Genomic DNA, 19300 nt, shown 5'->3' on the forward strand with positions numbered 1-19300 from the left:
CATCTGCGGCAGGGTTTCCGTCGCGCCTACCACGACGCCCGAGGCGAAGGCTGGATGGTCAACCACAAGAAGATCCAACGCCTCTGGCGCGACGAGGGACTACGAGTGCCGCAGCGGCGCCGCCGCAAACGGGTGGGCACCTCCACCGCCACGACGGTGAGCGCGAACGCGCCGAATCGGGTGTGGGCAGTGGATTTCCAATTCGACGCCACCGACGACGGCAGACCGGTCAAGATCGTCTCGATCGTCGACGAGCACACCCGCGAATGCCTCGGCGGCCTGGTCGAGCATTCGATCACCGCCGATCGGCTCATCGACGAACTCGACCGCATCGCCGTCGATCGTGGCTATCCAGCAGTGCTGCGCTGCGACAACGGACCCGAGCTGGCGGCTGCGGCGATGGCCGATTGGGCTGGTGAACGGGTCGGTTTGGCGTTCATCCCGCCCGGCCAGCCCTGGCGCAACGGCTACATCGAATCGTTCAACGGCCGTCTGCGCGACGAATGTCTCAACATCAACAGCTTCTGGTCGCTGACCCACGCAAGGGTCGTGATCAGCGACTGGAAGCACGAATACAACCACCGCCGAAGACATTCCGCGCTGGGCTACCAAACCCCGGCCCGATACGCTGCAACCTGCATCCACCGATAACCGGCTCTCACACTCGGTGGACCAAATCACGGGGTCCCGTCACGCAGACTTTGCCCCCAGTGCCGAAAGATCAATGCACAGGGACTATCTCAGCCTCCGCGATGTACACGACCTCGCCGAACACGTGATGTCCCGGCATTTTCCGGTGAGCAGGGTGGCTCTACTGGCCATGGTCGTCGAGACAGCGATGGTCGGAACACTCGATCGAGGTGACAACAAGCGCAATCAGAGGATCCATCTAGGTAATCCGGACAACCTAGTTAGCCGCCAGCGATGGCAAGGAGCCGCTCAGCGAATAGTTCGGGCGCAGCAAGCATTGGGGAATGTCCCGTAGGCAGAGTGAACACCTCGGACACATTGCCCGTGGCATACGTCGAAGCTTGAATCTCCGGCCGGTTGAGTTGATCGTAACGCGTCAACAGTCCGACACGACGTACGCGACCGTAACGCTCGGCCGTGAGTTCGATCGGAGTTGCAAACGCCCCCCATGGTTCCGGAGTCAGTAGGCGCAGCCCGAGGGCAATGTCGGCTGGATTGCAGTCGTGATAGAACAGTAGAGTCGCCGCCTCCGGCGGCACGATGATCGCATGATTGGGCTCGTCGTTGACGAGCAGCGGGCCGAGATCGTTGAACAGCTGAGACACAGCCGGATCGGTCATCATGGAGTGTCCTTCGCCGAGTACGGTCCCCGTCACATAGACTAACGTCTCGATACGCTCCGGGCAGCGTTCGGCCGCCAAGGCGACAGTCATCCCACCGAGGGAATGGCCGACGAGCACTACAGGCTCGTCGAGCGCTCGGAGGACCGATTCGACAGCGGCCGCGTAGTCGTGCTGGGTCAGCCCTTTGATCGGGGTCCGATCCACCCCGTGTCCCGGCAAGTCCGGAGTCAAGACCCGGTGCCCCGCAGCCTCCAGCAACGGCACAGTCTTGTGCCAGCACCAAGCACCGTGACACCCACCATGAACTAAAACGAACGTACTCACCAGACCTCGCCTTCCCTGCTCCATTTGCTTCCTATCACCGTCGCAGACACACGAATCCGAAACATCAGCCAGATTCCCCTACTTCACAACTAAAGAATCCGCAGCAGAAAAGCCCCTTCGTAGCACGGATAGCCAGGCGAAGTCGAACAACGCGCGAAACTGTCCATGTCGGCGACGTCGTCGCCGACTTGCCGATCCCTGTCTGCGCACAACGTCGTATCCGAATTGAACCAAATCCTCGGTGCCGGTATCACCGGCCCGGCAGTCCTTTCAGTGAAACTGATCGGGCATTTCAGCGGATGTTGTTCAGCCACTGTGTGTATGACGATTGAGTTCCATCCCCGGTCACTATCTCGAGGATTCTCGATGACACGCCACGCTGATCGCGATCACAATGTCGTACCACTGCCTGCACCCCCCTCGGCGTTGACGCTGGATGACCTGCGAGCGGTAGCAACCGCATTCGGGCTGCGTAGCGTTGCGGATCTCTTGTCACGGCCAATCCACGAGTCCCGCGCGGCCCGGGGATAAGGCCAACGAAGTCAGTCCGGCTGAACAACTGCTAGGCACGATACTTTCCTGGCCTCCGGTCGTCGTAACACCGGCCTCTTGGAGGATTGTTGATGTTGGTCGAGCGCTTCAGCGCGTGTCTTCCAGCCGAGAGTCTTGCAGGTCTGACGTTCAGTGCCGTAACGACCAACCGATCTCGCTCGCGATCCATCCGGACAGGCCTAAGCCCTTCAGAAAGTACTGGCGCAGCCCGTTCGCGTTCTTGTTGGTTCCCCACTGCCAGGGCGAGTTCGGGTGGGCGAAGTAGACGGCGATACCGGTGTCGACGGTGAAACGGACGTTCTGAGCGAGTTCCTTGCCGGGGCCCCAGATGAGCGAACGACGCAGATTCGCAGGCAACGTGGCCATCTGTTCGGCCAATGCCTCACGCATTGCCTCAGCGCCGTAGCCCCGGCCAGCGTGGGCCCGCCATCCGAGGCAGATGGACCAGCATCGTGAACCGTGTGCTGCGCTCGACGAGCGTGCCGACAGCCCAGACGTCGACTCTGATGATGAGGCCACCCTCCCAGTGGCCAGGTACCGCGCGATCGGCACCGCAGATCGACTCGACACCATAGACCTGGCGGTACTCGTCGATCAACCCGACGATCGGCGGCGTCCCGGGGTCGAGCTTCTGGGCGAAAAAAAATCGATGCCAGCTCCAGAATCGCGTTGGCCTGCTTGAGTTCTCGGTTCTCTCCAGGCGGCCGCGCCAGTTCCTCACGCTCGGCAGCAGCAAAATCCGACCTGCACTTGCCGCCCGAGCATGCTCCCTCGGCCAGGGCCTTTTCACCCACACCCGTAATGTCTTGTAGTGCACATCGCCCCTCGGGCCGATCGCCTTCGCCGCGGCATACGGGGACTCATATTAATCGAGGTGCTCCAAGACCAGCCGAACGGCCTTCTCACGCCCCTCGGGCAGGTAACGCTTCGACATGATGGGAACCATCTTCCTCTAGGAAAAGCGGTCCCAACCCGACGGTTCACACCGCCGGATTCGCGTTGCTCGCAGCGGGTCTCACGCCGGGGCCCTGATCACGGTCGCCATCTCCTACGGTATCGCGGCCGCTACAATAGTGCTGCTCGGCACTGGCATCGGATTCGTGATGCCCTCCCCCACAGGCTGGCCATCGATCTCACCACGGAGCACGCCGGCTCGGGATCGGCTCTGCTGCAAGCGCTTCAACAGACGGTCGGCAGCATCGGCGTGGCCGTGCTCTCCACGCAGTACCGCGCCAGCCTGGGTGAGCTGAACCGCGAACCCATTTCCGATCGCATGCAGGCTGGTGTTGGAGTGACCCCCAACGAAGTCCAGCAAATGCAGACGCCGATCCGGGGCCGACGCTCGCCTAGCCCGGAACTGTTCGAGCAGGATTCGGTTCTCGCGGATCCTGACCGCGGCGGTCCGAAGGTCCGCGCGCGCAGCGTCGGCGATGGCCTTGAACTCGGCGCGGCTGTAGCTCCTTTTGCCGTTTGTGATGATTCGTCGCGGGCCCTTTTCATGCAGTTTGATCGCCAACGCCTCGGTGAGGTCGTCCGCGTCCCGCAGCAGCCGCTTGATCATCTGAAGGCCGCGAGCCACATCGGCGACCGAGGCGCGACGAAACTGCTGAAAGCCGTCGACATGATCAGAATTCAGATGTGCCATCTCGGTAGGGGGTCGCGCCAATGAGTCGAGATAGCTTGCGAAGAAGCGGATCTGGTGAAATAGGCTCCTTATCGAGCTGAGACTGGTGAGCCCGGCTCCCGGTGCGGTTCTGCGCGCGAACGCGATAGCCAATCCGTGCTGAATCCGCGGAGAGATCGGCAGGCGGGTGAAGTCGAAATCGTGTTGCTCGCGGCCATCTTGGGCGAAGCACCGGACCACCAGAGTTCCGGCGAGCAGACCTCGGGCCGTGGTGGTTCCGGCGGTCGGCAACGTGGCCTTGCGTCCCCTTGCGCTCACAGGCCTGACGCTGCGGCGCGTCTGATGAACACACTATTCTGCCGAATGCCGTACATCTTCATCGGCGGGTATCGGCATCTTCGATGCTGCCGCAGTTGAGCGCCTCGAGCGGTTCACACCCTACGGCAGTTGGGTCTGGCTCTGACGTGCCGCGCTTAGCGACAACGCTTAATAAGGCTCGACTCAGTCGCAAGCCGGTGCGAAGCTACTGCGCTTTCTCCAGTTCGGGCCGGACCTTGACGCGGGTGCTGATCTGCTCGTGAAAGACTTTGTGGCACTGCGCTCTTCGGAGGCCCTCGAGTTGGCTGGCCAGCGCATGGTCGGTACCCATTGACCCCGCGGCCCGCCGCCGCTGCCTCGTGCGGCGGACCAGTCGGGGTACCGAACAGCGCTGCCGCTCACACCACGTACGGGAGTGCCGCCGCCACTGACAGTGCCAGCATGCCGAGGCAGTTGATCCAGAACTCGGATCCCAGGAACCGGGCCCGGTAGTGGGCGTACGCGGCGCACACGAAATAGGCGATCACGCCGACCGCGGTGGCGAATCCGACGCCGGGATACTTCAGTCCGACAAGGAGACCGGCTGTGGCCGCCAGCTTGATCGCGATCAGCGTCCACCACCAGTCGCGTGGAAACCGGACGCCGTCAAGGCATCGCTGAATGAACATCGGCGGACGCACGGACATGAGCGCGTCGGAGAACAGCGAGAGCGCGAGTAGTGCTGGTAGCCACCATGGTTCGGGAGCGTGGATCATTGGTTCCCTTTCGGGTGCGTGATGACGAATTCGATGGTCTGTCGTAGTTGGTCGGCCGCGTCGGGCATCGCGATGGCACCGCTGGCCGCGGTCATCAGCAAGCCGAGGTATGCGAGGTAGATGGTCCGAGCACCAAGACCGACCTGGCTGCGGGGGAGCGCTGATCGGGCGAGCACGGTTTCGAGTTCGGCTAGCAGGGCCAGCGCGAGGTCTCGAAAGATCGCGGACTCATGGTTTCCGCGGACGAGGATCGACAAGTACTCGCGTGAGAGCTCGGAGTCGACCGCGAAATGTCCGACGAAGGGCTCGAAGAGCATCAGCACGTCCTCGGTGGTCGCAGTCGACGTTGCGGGTGTGAGTTCGGTTCGCCTGCTGTTGTGCACCGCGCTTATCCAGTTGTCGAAGAGCGAGACGAGCAGCGCGTCCTTTTCGCCGACCCCCATGACGGTCCCGGTGCTCACGTTCGCGTCGGCGGCGATCTGCCGGATCGTGGTCGCCTTGAAGCCTTGGGCGCGGAAGAGCCGATCGGCTGCCGACAAGACCTTCTGCCTCGTCGCTGCTTGTTGCTCCGACCGCGACTGAACATGTTCATTGAACATGTTCAGTACGCTATATCATGGTTGATCTTTGACGCAAACGCGGTGTCATTGGTCGGTCGATGGCCTAGGGCGTGTATCGAAGTGTTGAGCAGTCGGCGGGCTGTGGCCCGCCGCTGCTCAACTGTGGCGGAGCCATTGATTGATCGCTGCGATATGGATGGTCGCTTGGTAGCGGACGGCGAGTTTGTCGAAACGGGTCGCGACGGCACGATGTTGTTTGAGCTGGTTGATCCCGCGTTCGACGGTGTTGCGGTCGCGGTAGATCACCGGGTCGAAAGCTGGTGGGCGCCCGCCGGCCGAACCACGAGCCCGGCGGTGACCGGCTTGGTCAGCCGGTATCGGGATGGTGGCTTTGATCCCGTGCTGTCGCAGCCAGGTGCGGTCGCCGCGACTGGAGTAGGCCTTGTCGGCCAGTACTCGTTGAGGTCGTCGACGGGCCCGCCGGCCGGGTTCGCGAACTTCGATCCGTTCGAGGACCGCCGCGAAGTGCGGGCTGTCACCGGCTTGGCCGCCGGTGAGCAGCATACTCATCACCAGGCAGTGGCCTTCGCAGGTCAGATGTAGTTTTGTTGTCCAGCCGCCGCGGGAGCGGCCGAGCGCGTGGTCGCCGGGTTCGCACTCATCGGGCCCGCTTGGTGGTTCGATTTGGCTGTCCGGGTCGCGGCGGGCTCCGGCTGCGTGCTGATGAGCTCGCATGATTGTCGAGTCGACGCCGACCTGCCACCTGATCCGGCCTGCGGCCTCGGCGAAAGTCTACAGGAGTTTCAGGATCATGAGCCAGGCTCCGCCGCGCTGCCAGCGTCGGAACAGCCCATAGATCGCTGGCCAGGACCCGTACTGCGGTGGGATGTCACGCCACGGGCAGCCAACCCTGGTGCGCCACCTGATCCCGTCGATGAGCTGTCGTTTCGTCCACGCCGATGGACGTCCGGGTTTTCTGCCACGGGGCAGCAGCGGTTCCAGCCTCGCCCATTGAGCGTCGGTCAGATCCGCGCGCCCCGCCACCGCTACTGTGGTCACGAGGTCTCCGGTTTGGTTCCGGTTGTGCTTGGTCGTTCAACCCACTTATCGGAGACCTCGCCTATCTGCCAACGCGGACACTGTCTTTCAAAAAATAGCTGATGGGGTGGCACCGCGCCGCGGTGCCACCCCATCAGCTACTTCGATACACGCCCTAGTTGAATCCGCCCAATACACCCTGATCAGATTCGCGGAAACCCTTGTCGCCGAAGGGATCGCAGCCCACGATCTCCGCCAGCCTGGTGAGCGCGTGCCAGCGGTATTGCCTGGATGAGCGCCGCATCTCATGCAGCCGGGTACCATGCGCGAGCCGATCTCGCTGATCACATGGCTGGCCTCGGGACGCACGAAGCCCACAGGATCAGCGAGCAGTGGAAGCAGCGCGGGAAGCTGTGAGAGTGACTCCTCGGTCAGTCGCCGAAAGACCCCGCAGGCCGAGTAGCGCACATCCGGGTCCTCGGCCAGCAGTGGAAGCACCACGGGAACGTATGGCACGGCCCCAGTGCCCATGGCCACGAACGCACGCCCACGACGGCACATTACGACTTCATGGTGCAGCAACGGAACGAACATATTCCGGTCTGATTCTCGAAGCCCTCGAGCGCCTCGCCGATAGGGTTCCTCCGTGATGGGGCCCCGTTGTGGGGCCCGAGGCGATGTGCCGTTCGGGAGCGCCAGACCATCCTGGTCACTGCGGCCTGCACCCGCGCGGATATCCGAAGGTAAATCCCCGGTGATTCCAAAGTCTCCGGACGTGCCAGGCGATTCATACCTCCCGAACTGATTCTACGGTTTGGGTAGCGATGGTTCGCGAGCTAGAGCGTGAGATCGGTGAGGGGCGTGGCGCGATCAGCCAGGTTGCGCGGGATTTTGGTGTGCACAAGGAGGCGCTAGTTCGAAACGTACGGGGTGGAGGCGGGTCACCAGCTCCTTGCGGCGGACGATTACCGGGCGCGGGGTGCGATCGATCAGGAGCGCGTTTTCCTTGGTTTGTGGCACGCCAGTTTGTCGTGCCGTCGACATGGTTACAGGTTGCTCCGAACACTGGCTGGCCTAGAGATGAAAAGCAGGGCGCAGGCTGCCGCGACGGCGCTCGCGAGCATGAACACACGAGTCAGGTTGAATGCATGAAGGACCTCATTTGGTGCTGGTGTGCCGAGGATAGCGACGAAAGCCGCGACGCCGATGGTGGCGCCGATCTGCCGGAACATCGTCTGCGCGCCGATGCCCGTGGCCAGGCGCGCTGGTGACAGGGTCGAGGTTGCCGCGACTGTGAAGGCAGGCAGCACCAATCCGACTCCTGCTCCACCTATCAGCGCGCCGGGCAACAGTCCGGCGAGAAAATTCGGCTGTAAGCCAACGAGACCGAGCCACAGCAGTACGCCCGCACCGAACATCAGTGCCCCGCCTCCGCCTACTAGTCCAGGCCCGAAACGACGCACCAGCCGGGCGGACACGGGTGCACAGACAGCCGCAGCGAGTGGACCTGGTGTCAGGGCAAGTCCGGCGGTGATCGGCGAATAGTGCCACACATCGGTCAGGAAGATCACATTGCTGATCAGCATGGCGCTGAACGCCGCGAAGAATAGGGCTCCCGAGAGGGTTGCGAGTGCGAAGGCTGGCACTCGCAGAATGGACAACTCGAGAACTGGCGCGGCGTGTTGGCGAGAGCGAACCACAAACGCGACTGACAGCGCAGCACTCATTGCGAAAATCGAGATTGCAGCCGAATTCCATTGCCACTCCGGTCCTTTCACCAGCCCGAGAGTGACGAGTGCGACAGCGGCAGTAAGCAGGATGGTGCCGAGAGCGTCGGGCATCCTCGGGCGTTCGGGGTCGCGAAATTCGGTTAGCATGCGAGCGCCGAGTATCGCCGCGACCAGAGCAACGGGGATATTGATGAGAAAGATCCAGTGCCAACTGACTTCAGTGAGCAGTCCGCCTATGACGGGGCCGGTCGCCGCACCGACCGCGCCGATCGCGGCCCAACCGCCGATGACGACTGGCCGTCGCTCCGGTTTTACGAGGGGAAGCACCAGTCCGAGCGAGGTGGGGGTCACGGCGGCGGCGCCGACCGCCTGGATGACACGTGCAGTGATGAGGACGGGCAAGGATGGCGCGACTGCACACAGCGCGGAACCGAGACCGAAAATGGTAATACCGCCGACGAATACGACACGCCGCCCAAGGACGTCTCCGAGTTTGCCTGCGGGAACCAGTAGTGCCGCGAAGACAATCGCATACGCGCTAAGTACCCAGGACACATCTGAGATAGTTGCCGGTGCGAATGCCGCCTGTATCGCTGGGAACGCGATATTGACGATAAAGAGGTCGAGCTGGGCCAAGAACACCGCGGTCGCGACGATCGCAAACGAGACGGCGAAGGAACGTTGGGCGGTCTGTGTGGGCATCAATTCACCCACCGTCGAGCGGCCGCCAGTGTAAGCGCACGCGGCAGTGTCGAATCGAACTCGTTGGCCCGACCGCGGCGATGCGGTGAGGTCGCAACAAGCGGGACAGCAGCCAAAGATGATGTGCCCATGACGATTTCGAGCGAGAGGGCGTGAGTCGGCGGTCGCAGGCGAAATGGGCCCATAGCAAACGGTGCGCCTTCCGCAGTTATCCCTGCGCTGATCACTATCACCGAAACCGGCCGGTCTTCGAGAGCGGTCTTCACCACAGCTTCTCCTAGGTCACTTGTAAAGTACAAGTCACTCTAGGCGTGGTAACTTCAATAATGCAAGTGACTCTGATCGGAGAAGGAGTATGGCCGAAGCGGAGGAGCGGCGCTCGAATTGTGCGATCGCTGGGACTCTGGACATCCTCGGGGACCGGTGGTCGCTGCTAATTGTGCGCGACCTGCTATTTCAGGGCGACCTGCGATACGGTGACTTCATGTCGGCGGGCGAGGTGATTCCGACCAATACACTGGCTGATCGCTTGCGGCGCCTTGAATCCTGTGGGATCGTCGAGCGATCGGCATATCAACAGAACCCGCCGCGCTACTTCTACCGGTTGACTCCCAAGGGGCGCGAACTCGGCCCTGTGTTGAGAGCCATTGCGACGTGGGGGATGCGGCATCTACGGGGGACGCGCAGCCTCCTTAGTGACTAGCGCCGGGAGATGGACAGGCTAACCGAACATTGCACACTGGCGCCTTCATCTGGCTGTGCCCACGATGCGCCAAGATTTACGTCATACGACCCGGCGAAGAGCCGTTTCCATCTCACCGACTGCCTCGGGAAGTCTGCCTTGCATCCAAAGCGCCTGGCCGATCCACGTAATGGCGTAGGCCTCTGCCCTCGCCTCACCGACCGCCCTAGCCGCCTCCACGGCCTCACGTAGGGGATAAGCGCCTGGACGGTGTCGCCTTGGTCAGCAGTGATCAACCCGCAGGCCCACAACGCGTCGGCCAGCCGCATCCCAGTGCGGGCCTGGCTTCGCGTCGCGCAGTACTCCAGGGCGAGGCTGATGTTGGCACGTTCTGGGAGAACGCGGTCCAAGATAGTGCGTTGGTGTGGGCCCTACCACTCACGAGCGCAACCTCGGCCAGCCACACGTAGTAGTCGCGGTTCCGGCGCCGTACGGCGTCCGCTTGGTCGGCGAGCCGGTCACGTCCGTATTGGCGGATCGTCTCCAACATCGTGTAGCGGCTGCGGGCGTCGCGCTCTTCGCGTGCCAGGATGGATTTGTCCACCAGGCCGACCAGCCCTGGGAGAATGTCGCCCCGAGTCAGGCCGTCGTCGGCGCACACCGCCTCGGCGGCCTCAAGGCTGATACCGCTGGCGAATACCGATAGCCGGCCGGGCCAACAACACCCGTTCCCGCTCCGTGCACAGGTCACAGGACCAATCCACGACCGTGCGCAGCGTCCGATGCCGAGGCACGCTGTTGCGGTGACATAGCGAAGAACTCGTCGACGGTCAGCGTCCGCAGCCATGTGACAGCCAGCTCGATCGCGAGCGGAAGTCCGTCCAGGCGTTGGCACAGCTGGCTGACGGCCTCGCTCTGGCCGACACTGACATCTGCAGCTTCGGCTCGCTTCCGGAATAGCGCTATGGCCTCGTACTCTCGGCCGCTGCTCCAATTCGCCAAGTGTTCCTCGTCCGGCGTGGACAAGTGCGGCACAGGCCAGATCCGTTCCGCGGCGATCCCGTCGGCGGCGGTGGTGGACATGGTCACGCGTGATTCGGCGACGAGCATGGTGATCCGCCGGATCGGTCCGCGCTTGAAATCCGAGGTACACCAACGCCGTCCCCGGTCAGGCCATTTGCCGCGTTCGGCGACACGATCGAGCAGATCACAGCCGGCACGGGCCATTACCTCATGCGCAGCCCGTAGTGCATGCTCGCGCGCCAATGCTGCGGTGCCCAGCCAGTCGGCGCGGCCCATGTCGGCATGGACGGTTGTGACGTGGTGGAGGATTCGTGCTTCGTACAAGAGGTGGGCCAGGACGTCGAGGCTGGCCTGGCTGTCCTTGCCGCCGCTGATACTGATGACGTAGTGGTGGTAGCTGAGGAGGTCCGGGCCTGGCGGCAGCGCGAAATCGACGCTGCCGCGAGGGAGTAGCAATTGCCGAGCGCGGGAAACGCGTTCGTCTAGCTGGGACAGTAGGTCGGTGGTCATCACCCAACCGGCTCGTCGGGCCAGTGGTGGGTCGGGGCATCGAACAGATCGACCAGAGCGCGCACGCGAAACTCCTTTGCAACAATCGGATTGGTAGCCGACTTCCAGGGGGAGCGTGTGGCGGATGGGTGCGGGGAAGTCCCAGGCACAGGTTCGACATGGACCTGCCGCGAGTACAATGCGAGTAGAATCGGGTACGGGAGAATCTGCAGGCGGGCCTGAAATCAGGAGGCCGCCATGTCCTCACATCGCCCTTCGCGGTCACCGCGGACAATTCGATCCCTGGAAGTCGTTGAACGACTGCAATGCTCGCGCGACCGCATCCGGGACCGTCGAGCGCTGGCACGTCAGCGTGAGCGCACGATCACCGAGGCGGTGAAGCGGTATCTCAGCGACCGGCAGGCAATCACCGCGTGTGAAGCCAAGCGTGACAACGAGATTAAGGTACTGCGTCAGCAGATCAGCGACGTCGAGTCACGCGCCGAGCAGGAAATCGCCCGCCACCGCGGCGACCAAGCCGAGGCCGCGGCAGTAATCCGTGACCACGGTCAAACCGACGACGACGTCGCTGAACTGCTCGAGATCAGCACCAAACAAGCCCGCCAGCTCATCACCGCCGCCCGCGCACACCGCGGCACACCCTCACCGGGCGCTTCACCGGCATCCACCGCCGCACCGACCGAGCAACCCGAGCATGCTCGCCACATTCCTGCCGAGCCCAGCTGCCAGGAATTGCGGGAACAGGTCACCGACCCACTCGGTACCGGCGCGGCCCGCGAATCAGCACCTCCAGGGCCGAGAGGCCACGACCAAATCTGAAAGGCTGTGGCTGAAAGGGAGATCACTATGGTCGTTCGGCGGGAACGGCGTAGGTCAGATCGGTCGGCCACGGGTAGGTTCCTGGGTTTCGGCGAGAGCTTCAACGATGGCTTTGCTCGGGTCACCATCCACATCGATCTCGACGATGCGAAACACACTCACCCCTCCCGGGGCTACGGGGATCAGGGATCCTACTTCGAACTGCACGAGTGCGAGAACGATGCGGCCGTCCGCATCGAACCGCCCTACGACAATCTGGTCTCCCGGGAGCCCTGCGCGACACCGCCGGCTATCAGACCGAGATGATCTTGAGGCTCGCCCTTGCCGCAGCCAGAAGCAGGCAGAAGCCCGGAGGGCACGGCTCGTTGCACCAGGCTGTGACGCATGGTGCGCCGACGGCGGTGTGGCCGCGCGTGGATGAGACCGAGGGCGGCCACGCGGGACTTATCGATCCAAACAACTGCAACAGCCCGCGCCGTCCGGGCCGGTCGCATGAGCCGGACGGGATGCACGAATGGGATCCGACTTCTAGCCTCTACGTCCCGCGCGACCGCTTCCACGCTGACGAAGGCACGCGGCGTCCTCCGACGGAATCGTCGGAGGAGGAACACAAGTCGCCTGTGGAAGGCTTGCTGGAGCGTGTGGCGGCGACGGTGAGCGGACATCAGGCAGTGGCGCGGGCGGTGTTCGCCGAGTATGAGGGCGTGGAAGTGACCGCGGCCAAGCTGCATTGGCTGGATGGAATGTCGGAAGAAGAGGCTGCGACCGAGATGGGCATCGACACAGGGCACGTGCATCGGCATTTGCTCAACGGCGCGCGGCCCTTGCTCAGGCTGATGGCAGGTGCGATACCTCGGTCCCCAGATGTGGACAGCATCCTCGAATACAAGGTGATTCCCGATCCGGCGACAGTTGTTGAGCGGCTTGGGGATCGGCCGCTGACACATGATCAGATGGTGCGGTACGCCCGCGACGTGGTGAAGCGGCATCGGCAATGCAACCTGGAGCAGGTGGGTGTCTCGCGGAACGACACTCCGATATATGCGTTGGTCGTGCCCGGCGACCCGACGTCGTTGATCTATGACCGGGGGCATTCGAATGAGCAATTGGCCTCCGGAACGACACAAGCGATATCGACTACGCCACAACCCACTCATCGGCAATGCAGTCGGATGGGTGCCGATGCCTTTCGCTCTGCGATCGCGTCTATATGTGTAGGAGGTGGTCGCCATGACCGGAGCGGTCGTTATCCCAGAACAGACACGCGGCGAAGAGGCAGGCGTGCGCGATCGGGAGTTGATCGACCATGTGTTCGCGGAGGATCCCGGTGTGGTGCCGTGTTGTCATCGGTCCGCGCGAGCCAGGCGAATGCAGGTGAGCCGCGCGCCCTCAATTGCACGTGACCTTCCGGCCTTTGGACAGGGAATAATAATGAGTTCGTCGCAGCAGCTGCAGGCGACGGCGGTGGTCACCGGAGCCAGCCGCGGTTTCGGATCGGCGATCGCGACGCCCCGATGTATCGTTCAATGCGATCGGAATTTCACCACAGGGACTGCAGGGAATTCCGCTCACCGACCTGCCGGTCGAGGATTTCATGCGGCCGATCGCAACCTATGCCCAGGCTCATTTCGTGACTGCGAAATCCGCGGCGCGGCATATGCTCCCACGGCGTTCGGGGGTGATCATGATGTACACACCCGAACCGGCCCGCTTGCTCTTGCCCCTGGTGGGCGGCATGAGTGTCGGCTGGGCGGCGCTGGAGGGTCTCACCGTGCACTCTCCGCCGAATGGGCACAGCACGTGGTTCGTGCGATCTGCCTGCGCACCACAGGCATGGTGGAGACGCCAGTTATCGACGTCGGGTACGGGCTGCACGCCGATGCGTTGGGTATTACGAAGGACCAATTCACTGAAGTCGCGAGTGCTATGAGCCACCGCAAGCGCCCAACCACGCTGGCTGAACTCACGGAAGTGGCGGTATTCCTCGCCTCCGACCGGGCATCAGTGATGACTGGAACCGTCGCCAATCTGACCGGCGGAATCATCGTCGACTGACCACGACAAGCCCCAGCCGCCGCACACCACACCGGCGGTCGGGGCACCCCAAACAGAGGAGCAAGCAATGAACGAACTACTCGCGACCGTGGTCGCCGCGCACGGTGGCTTGGACCGGTGGAATCGGATCCGGGCGATCCGGGTCGGGGCAGCCATCACCGGGGCCTTCTGGCAGATCAAGGGCAAGGGTGACGCGCTAACAAACATTCGCTTCGAGGTCGACACCACACGGGAGCCTTTCGAAACCGCGGACGTCGATCAACTCCTCGCGGTATTGACCGAAGAAGCACGATGGGAAATGCCGCCGATCGCGACCTGGTTCGAAGGCCGCGAAACCATCGTCGCCTTCCTGACCAGACAGATGCGGATGATCGGGCCAGCCGAACTGGTCGCTACCTCCGCTAACGGACGGCCCGCCTTCGCGGTATACGCCCGCGGCCACGACGGCGCGCAGCACCCACACACACTGCAGGTATTGACAATCACCGCCGAGGGCGTCTGCAGGATCGTCACGTTTCACGGCTCCGGGCTGTTTCCGCTGTTCGGACTCTGACGAGGCGACAGCATGTACGGACAAGACGACATCGCCCAGCACGACGCCAGGCTGCACGCACAGCTGCGGCTGTTCTGCCATGTCATGCTCGGTTCAGCCGACGCCGCCGACCGCATGATTCAACAGATCTACCGTCGGGCACTCGATCACCACGACGAGCAAGAGAATTGGCCATCGGAACGCGTTCAACTGTTCCGTATTGCGGCCGACCTGTGCGGGATCCGCCGACAGGGCCGCAACAGATACGGCCCGGGCGACGACATCTGCGATGAATAGCTCACGGCCGGGGCCCTGCCTTCGGTGACGATCTTCAATCGGGCCTCGGCGCGGGTGCGAAACCAGTGCGGGTGGACGAACTCGACTTTCAGGGTGGAGTTGAACGCCTCGGCGGGCCTTTTGCCCAGGGCCGATCCGACCACGCCCATCGATTGCACGACGCCCATGGCGCGGCAGAGCCGGTTGAACCGCCGCGGCGGTGTATTCGCTGCATCTATCGGAGAGGAAGATCACTCCGTTGATGTCCCCGCCGCGGATGGTCGCAGCCATTCGCAGTGCGGCACAGATTAATTCGGCATCGTGATGGGCGCTGGTGCGTAACCGAGCAGGCGGCCGGAGAACCGTTCTTCCGCCGACTCCAGATACAGTTTTCCCTCCTCGGTCGGTATTTCGGTCACATCTGCGCACCACAGCACCTTCGGTGCGACGGCAGTGAATTGTCGGCGCACCAGATCCGGCGACACTGCCCGTTTCCCGGGTCTGGTCAGGCTGTGTCTACGTTTGATTTCCCTTGCAGCCCAACCGCTTTCGGACATGATCTGCGCGATGTGTTGTCGGACAACCGCCAGCCGTTCTCACGCAGCTCGTCGCCGATGCGGGTACTGCTGTAGGTTTTGCCCGAGGCATCGAAGATGATGCCGATCGCCTCGGTCAGCTGGGGCACGCCGCTGCTGTCGCGTTGTCGGCGGCCGATCGTGTCACTTATAGAACCAGGACTCGGACACATCGAGAGCGCGGCAGCAAAAGGCGTGCGGCACACCGTGTTCGGTCCTCTGGGAGGCGATGAACCGGGCCACGCTCACTTGGTCGCCTCCTTCACCCACAGGACCACCGATCGCTTGACCACATCGCGCTCCATCGTCAGCTGTTGTGCCAGCTCGGCGTTCTCGCGCCGCAACCGCAACCACTCCTCATGCTCGGACTTACTCAACCGGTCACCGGCGACCATCACGCTGCTGCCGGTCCCGCGCCATCCAAGTCGTCAGCATCCCCTCATTGATCCCCAGCTCACGAGCAACTTGCGCGACCGGGAGCCCCGTCTCCCGCAGATCCGGACCGCTCACTCACGGAAAGTCCGCATCTGTCGGCTGCCAGGAGGAAGGGTTCTGGCGCAGGAACCGTGATGGCGCTGGTTGGAGTGTTGCCGTCCCGCCCTGCTGCTGGTACTAATGACACCGGTGCGCTGGTGATCTTGTCCGAAAGTTGTTGCCGCACTTGGTTCCTGTGGTGATCAGTGATATCCAGAGCGACGGCGACGGGGTCGTCGTAGAGGCTGTTGTTGCCACGCCGATGGCCCAGTGTCCCGCGTGTGGAACAGTGTCCGGGCGTGTGCATTCCCGCTATCGGCGTCGGTTGGCCGATGCAGCGGTCGCTGGGCGGACGATGGTGCTGTCGCTGGTCGTGCGGCGTTTCTTCTGCCGGAATAATGAGTGTGCGGCAAAGACTTTCGCCGAACAGGTAGATGGCCTCACCATCAAGCGGTCACGCCGGACCAATCAGCTGACCTCGATGCTGACCTTGATCGGGCTGGCCCTGGCCGGACGCGCCGGTGCACGCCTGGCCCGACGGCTGGGGTTATCGGCCAGCCGCGACACTCTGCTGCGGCTGGTCCGTGGAATACCCGATCCGCCGGTCAGCGCGGTAAAAGTCCTGGGTGTTGACGATTTCGCTGTCAGACGCGGCCGCAGGTACGGCACCGTGCTGCTGGATATGGCCACGCATCGCCCGATCGATGTCCTCGACGATAGGGAGGCCGACACCTTGGCGGCGTGGCTGTCGGCGCATCCAGGGATCGAGATCATTACTTGAGACCGTGCCGGAGCCTATGCCGAGGGTGCCAGACGCGGTGCGCCGCAGGCCATTCAATGTGCCGATCGCTGGCATATCTGGCAGAACCTCGGCCAGGCGGTGGAGAAGACCGTCATCGCGCACCGTGAATGTGTGCGCGAATCATTCACTGCAACAGCAAATTCCCGACACCAACAATCTCACCCTGCCCGACCGGGCAGCGTCGATGCCGCCGATTCGATGGCGAAGGTAGATGTCTGCGAGGTGCGGGATCGGTTCGCGCAGTTGCGGGCCCGCACCATCGAGCGTTACGACGCGGTGCAACGGTTGCGCGGTCAGAGCATGGGCCTGCGCACGATCGCGAAAGAGCTTGGCATCGATCGGAAAACAGCGCGGCGGTTGGCTACCGCGTCCGATCCAGAAGATGTGATCGCCGCTGCCACCTCTCGGGCGGCGCTGCTGGACGACTTCGTTCCGCACCTGCTCACAAGCTGGAACGCGGGATGCACCGATGTCGCGGTCCTCACCCAGGAAGCTTTGCCAGCTCGGTTATCGGGGCAGCCAGCGCACCGTCTACCGCTACTTGCAGCCCTACCACGCTGGCCGGAAGAAGAGCCAGATAGCCGCTGTCTCGGCGGCGGTGCCGAAGATCCGCGCCGTGACCGCGTGAATCATGCGAGATCCGGACACTCTCGCCAGCGATGACGCTCAGCATCTCGCCAGGATTCTGGTCGGCTGCCCGGAACTGGAGGCTACCCGCGGCCATGTCGGGGCGTTCGCTGTCATGATGCGCGACCTGCGCGGTGAACGCCTTCCCGAGTGGATAGCGCAGGTCCGTGCCGATAACCTGCCAGCGCTGCACTCGTTCGTCACCGGTCTCGAACACGACTTCGCCGCGGTCACCGCTGGGCTGACACTTCCATGGAGCAACGGCCCTGTTGAGGGCACCGTTAATAAACTGAAGTACCACAAGCGCCAGTGCTTTGGTCGGGCCAAACTGGATCTTCTGCGCAAACGCCTGCTACTCAGCCACGCGACCGTCGATCAGCGCCCGCCAATGAAGTGATCACGGTTCCTACGCCAGAACCCGCTAGGTTGGCAACATCCGGCGCTGTCCGCTGACGACCTCTGTCTGCGGGCGGCCGCGCAGCATGCCCGCCAGCTCGGCCAAGCTCACGGTTGGAGCCCGTCGACGACTCTTTGCGTTCTCGACGGACTGGTCGCTGTTCTGGAGGGGCGGCCCGCCGGCGAACGGGTGCCGCTCAGCGAGGCCCGGTGCTGCCGGCACCGGCGGGTGTCACGTCCACGCCTTATCGAAGTCCTTGCCAACCTCGAGCTGCTCGAGGACGATTCGACAGCCTCGATCCGATCCTGGATCCACTGCGCGACAACTAATCTCACGCCGGGATTCGCCGAACAGGCCCAACGCTGGCTGACGGTGCTGCTCGACGGAGACGCCCGCGCTTGGCGCGCTCGACCGCCACCCTCTACGTCTACCTCGGTTGCGTCCGGTCATTTCTCCAACAGTGGGCCACCCGTTACGACCACCTGCGGGTGACCCGTACTGACATCACCGCCGCGCTCAAACCGTTGACCGGCTCGCAACGCTTCAACGCCACCAACGCGCTGCGATCACTGTTCCGGTTCGCCAAGAAACGCGGCCTCATCTTCTCCAGCCCGACCACCGGGCTCAAAACCCGCCCCGCCGACTTTCCCCTGCTGCCGATGACCGACGAGGAGATCCACGCCGTCGAGCAACTCACCAGCGACCCTGTCTGGCGGGTCATCGTCGCGCTGGCCGCCGAGAACGCCGCCCGCACCGGGGTCATCCGGAGCCTGAAACTAACCTATGTCGATCTGGCCAACCGGCGCATCACCCTCGCCGGCCGCCGTCAACGCCTCGGCGACCTCGGTCACCACACCATCCGCCGCTGGCTCGTCCACCGCCGCACCACCTGGCCGACCACCGTGAACCCGCACCTGTTGGTCTGCTCGAGGACGGTCCACGGCACCACACCGATCAGCCAGAGGTCGGTAAGCCTTCGCATGCAGCCCTGCGGCTGCACCGTCGATCGGATCCGCCGCGACCGCATCCTTCACGAGGCCCTCGCCACCGGCCCCGACCCGCTGCACCCGACCCTGGTCTTCGGCATCTGCCATAACACCGCCGCCAGTTACGCGGCCGTCGCCGAGCACGTGCTCGGCGACGAACTCGAACACCCATCAGCTGACCGAGCCCCACCGACGACGCCAGACTTCACCGCAACTCACCGCGATACCCGGTCCCACACTCGAAAATGCCGTGGGTTCCAACTGAAATGACTTCAGTCAGCGTGAACCGACGGGAGACCCACATCTTCCTCATGTGTCAACATTGAAAAGCGGGCCTCCTTCGAACGAAAGAGCTGGTCAGGTATGCTAACAACCAGCATCGAAGGAGGTCCGCCCTTCGCGGCGGAGCCACACGGGACAAATGGAGAATTTCGGTGAGCGTCAGTGCGGAAGTTCAGCGAGCGCGGTCACCGCCACCGCGACATGAAATCACCTACCGGCCAACCCCGTTCGCCGAATCAGATCCTTAGTACTCCAGCCGCACTTAGTTATGTGATCGGTGTCGTCGCTGGTAGTGGGCTTGCCGTGCCCGGTATTGGTGGCGTCGCCGCCAGATGGACCACTTC

Annotated in this window: 18 protein-coding genes and 2 pseudogenes; 10 read left to right on the plus strand and 10 right to left on the minus strand. The window is 63.2% G+C overall.

What is annotated here, in order from left to right:
* Positions 1-651 (plus strand): IS3 family transposase (locus tag ACFYOW_RS48015; protein ID WP_387298633.1); only part of this gene is annotated, 651 nt, incomplete at its 5' end.
* Positions 652-911: 260 nt separating this feature from the next.
* On the opposite strand, the gene ACFYOW_RS48020 is transcribed toward ACFYOW_RS48015, so the two are convergent.
* The 7 genes and pseudogenes from ACFYOW_RS48020 to ACFYOW_RS48050 form a co-directional block, all read right to left on the minus strand.
* Positions 912-1661 (minus strand): alpha/beta fold hydrolase, encoded by a 750-nt coding sequence (locus ACFYOW_RS48020; protein WP_387298636.1) that lies wholly within the window; start codon positions 1659-1661, stop codon positions 912-914.
* A 518-nt stretch (positions 1662-2179) separates the two neighbouring features.
* Positions 2180-2736 (minus strand): annotated as a pseudogene (locus ACFYOW_RS48025) (IS30 family transposase); the annotation flags it as partial.
* A gap of 501 nt (positions 2737-3237) precedes the next feature.
* Positions 3238-3834, minus strand: coding sequence for a hypothetical protein (locus ACFYOW_RS48030; protein WP_387298638.1), 597 nt, complete (start codon positions 3832-3834; stop codon positions 3238-3240).
* Positions 3835-4529: 695 nt separating this feature from the next.
* Positions 4530-4886, minus strand: coding sequence for a DoxX family protein (locus ACFYOW_RS48035; RefSeq protein WP_387298640.1), 357 nt, complete (start codon positions 4884-4886; stop codon positions 4530-4532).
* Positions 4883-5485: a TetR/AcrR family transcriptional regulator gene (locus ACFYOW_RS48040; protein ID WP_387298642.1), complete on the minus strand. Its 603-nt coding sequence runs from the start codon at positions 5483-5485 to the stop codon at positions 4883-4885. Before ACFYOW_RS48040 ends, ACFYOW_RS48035 begins: the two co-directional genes overlap by 4 nt.
* 117 nt (positions 5486-5602) lie before the next feature.
* A pseudogene (locus tag ACFYOW_RS48045) lies at positions 5603-6505 on the minus strand (IS5 family transposase).
* Positions 6506-7530: 1025 nt separating this feature from the next.
* On the minus strand, positions 7531-8916 hold the full coding sequence (locus tag ACFYOW_RS48050; RefSeq protein WP_387298644.1) for an MFS transporter: 1386 nt from the start codon (positions 8914-8916) through the stop codon (positions 7531-7533).
* Between the two features lie 355 nt (positions 8917-9271).
* Here ACFYOW_RS48050 and ACFYOW_RS48055 point away from each other — a divergent pair, with 355 nt between their 5' ends.
* A complete protein-coding gene (locus ACFYOW_RS48055; RefSeq protein WP_387298645.1) occupies positions 9272-9619 on the plus strand; it encodes a winged helix-turn-helix transcriptional regulator in 348 nt (115 codons plus the stop codon).
* Between the two features lie 726 nt (positions 9620-10345).
* Here ACFYOW_RS48055 and ACFYOW_RS48060 read toward each other — a convergent pair.
* Entirely contained in the window at positions 10346-11131 is a 786-nt protein-coding gene (locus ACFYOW_RS48060; RefSeq protein ID WP_387298647.1) for a hypothetical protein, read from the minus strand.
* Between the two features lie 237 nt (positions 11132-11368).
* Here ACFYOW_RS48060 and ACFYOW_RS48065 point away from each other — a divergent pair, with 237 nt between their 5' ends.
* The 5 genes from ACFYOW_RS48065 to ACFYOW_RS48085 all read left to right on the plus strand — a co-directional run bounded on the left by ACFYOW_RS48065 (position 11369) and on the right by ACFYOW_RS48085 (position 14834).
* Entirely contained in the window at positions 11369-11950 is a 582-nt protein-coding gene (locus ACFYOW_RS48065; RefSeq protein WP_387298649.1) for a hypothetical protein, read from the plus strand.
* A gap of 413 nt (positions 11951-12363) precedes the next feature.
* Entirely contained in the window at positions 12364-13353 is a 990-nt protein-coding gene (locus ACFYOW_RS48070) for a hypothetical protein (RefSeq protein WP_387298651.1), read from the plus strand.
* 397 nt (positions 13354-13750) lie between these two features.
* Positions 13751-14005, plus strand: a complete 255-nt coding sequence (locus ACFYOW_RS48075) for an SDR family oxidoreductase (RefSeq protein ID WP_387298653.1) — start codon at positions 13751-13753, stop codon at positions 14003-14005.
* Positions 14006-14072: 67 nt separating this feature from the next.
* On the plus strand, positions 14073-14558 hold the full coding sequence (locus ACFYOW_RS48080) for a nuclear transport factor 2 family protein (protein WP_387298654.1): 486 nt from the start codon (positions 14073-14075) through the stop codon (positions 14556-14558).
* A gap of 12 nt (positions 14559-14570) precedes the next feature.
* Entirely contained in the window at positions 14571-14834 is a 264-nt protein-coding gene (locus ACFYOW_RS48085) for a hypothetical protein (protein WP_387298656.1), read from the plus strand.
* A gap of 484 nt (positions 14835-15318) precedes the next feature.
* Here ACFYOW_RS48085 and ACFYOW_RS48090 read toward each other — a convergent pair whose 3' ends face one another.
* Positions 15319-15498, minus strand: coding sequence for a hypothetical protein (locus tag ACFYOW_RS48090; RefSeq protein ID WP_387298658.1), 180 nt, complete (start codon positions 15496-15498; stop codon positions 15319-15321).
* A gap of 135 nt (positions 15499-15633) precedes the next feature.
* Complete coding sequence (locus ACFYOW_RS48095; RefSeq protein ID WP_387298660.1) at positions 15634-15765, minus strand: hypothetical protein; 132 nt, start codon at positions 15763-15765, stop codon at positions 15634-15636.
* 422 nt (positions 15766-16187) lie between these two features.
* Between ACFYOW_RS48095 and ACFYOW_RS48100 the strand changes: the two genes are divergently transcribed.
* The 3 genes from ACFYOW_RS48100 (at position 16188) to ACFYOW_RS48110 (ending at position 18944) form a co-directional block, all read left to right on the plus strand.
* Positions 16188-16643: a transposase gene (locus tag ACFYOW_RS48100; RefSeq protein WP_387298662.1), complete on the plus strand. Its 456-nt coding sequence runs from the start codon at positions 16188-16190 to the stop codon at positions 16641-16643.
* Positions 16644-17295: 652 nt separating this feature from the next.
* A complete protein-coding gene (locus tag ACFYOW_RS48105; RefSeq protein WP_387298664.1) occupies positions 17296-17688 on the plus strand; it encodes a transposase in 393 nt (130 codons plus the stop codon).
* A 398-nt stretch (positions 17689-18086) separates the two neighbouring features.
* A complete protein-coding gene (locus tag ACFYOW_RS48110; protein ID WP_387298666.1) occupies positions 18087-18944 on the plus strand; it encodes an integrase in 858 nt (285 codons plus the stop codon).
* Positions 18945-19300 lie beyond the last annotated feature (356 nt).

This window comes from Nocardia sp. NPDC006982 (assembly GCF_042869435.1).
Taxonomy (GTDB): Bacteria; Actinomycetota; Actinomycetes; order Mycobacteriales; family Mycobacteriaceae; genus Nocardia.

Coding starts and splice junctions, on each gene's coding strand:
- ACFYOW_RS48065 (WP_387298649.1), top strand. CDS start 11,369: ATGTCCTCACATCGCCCTTCGCGGTCACCGCGGACAATTCGATCCCTG.
- ACFYOW_RS48085 (WP_387298656.1), top strand. CDS start 14,571: ATGTACGGACAAGACGACATCGCCCAGCACGACGCCAGGCTGCACGCA.
- ACFYOW_RS48105 (WP_387298664.1), top strand. CDS start 17,296: ATGCGAGATCCGGACACTCTCGCCAGCGATGACGCTCAGCATCTCGCC.
- ACFYOW_RS48020 (WP_387298636.1), bottom strand. CDS start 1,661: ATGGAGCAGGGAAGGCGAGGTCTGGTGAGTACGTTCGTTTTAGTTCAT.
- ACFYOW_RS48035 (WP_387298640.1), bottom strand. CDS start 4,886: ATGATCCACGCTCCCGAACCATGGTGGCTACCAGCACTACTCGCGCTC.
- ACFYOW_RS48055 (WP_387298645.1), top strand. CDS start 9,272: ATGGCCGAAGCGGAGGAGCGGCGCTCGAATTGTGCGATCGCTGGGACT.
- ACFYOW_RS48040 (WP_387298642.1), bottom strand. CDS start 5,485: ATGTTCAATGAACATGTTCAGTCGCGGTCGGAGCAACAAGCAGCGACG.
- ACFYOW_RS48050 (WP_387298644.1), bottom strand. CDS start 8,916: ATGCCCACACAGACCGCCCAACGTTCCTTCGCCGTCTCGTTTGCGATC.
- ACFYOW_RS48060 (WP_387298647.1), bottom strand. CDS start 11,131: ATGACCACCGACCTACTGTCCCAGCTAGACGAACGCGTTTCCCGCGCT.
- ACFYOW_RS48030 (WP_387298638.1), bottom strand. CDS start 3,834: ATGGCACATCTGAATTCTGATCATGTCGACGGCTTTCAGCAGTTTCGT.
- ACFYOW_RS48080 (WP_387298654.1), top strand. CDS start 14,073: ATGAACGAACTACTCGCGACCGTGGTCGCCGCGCACGGTGGCTTGGAC.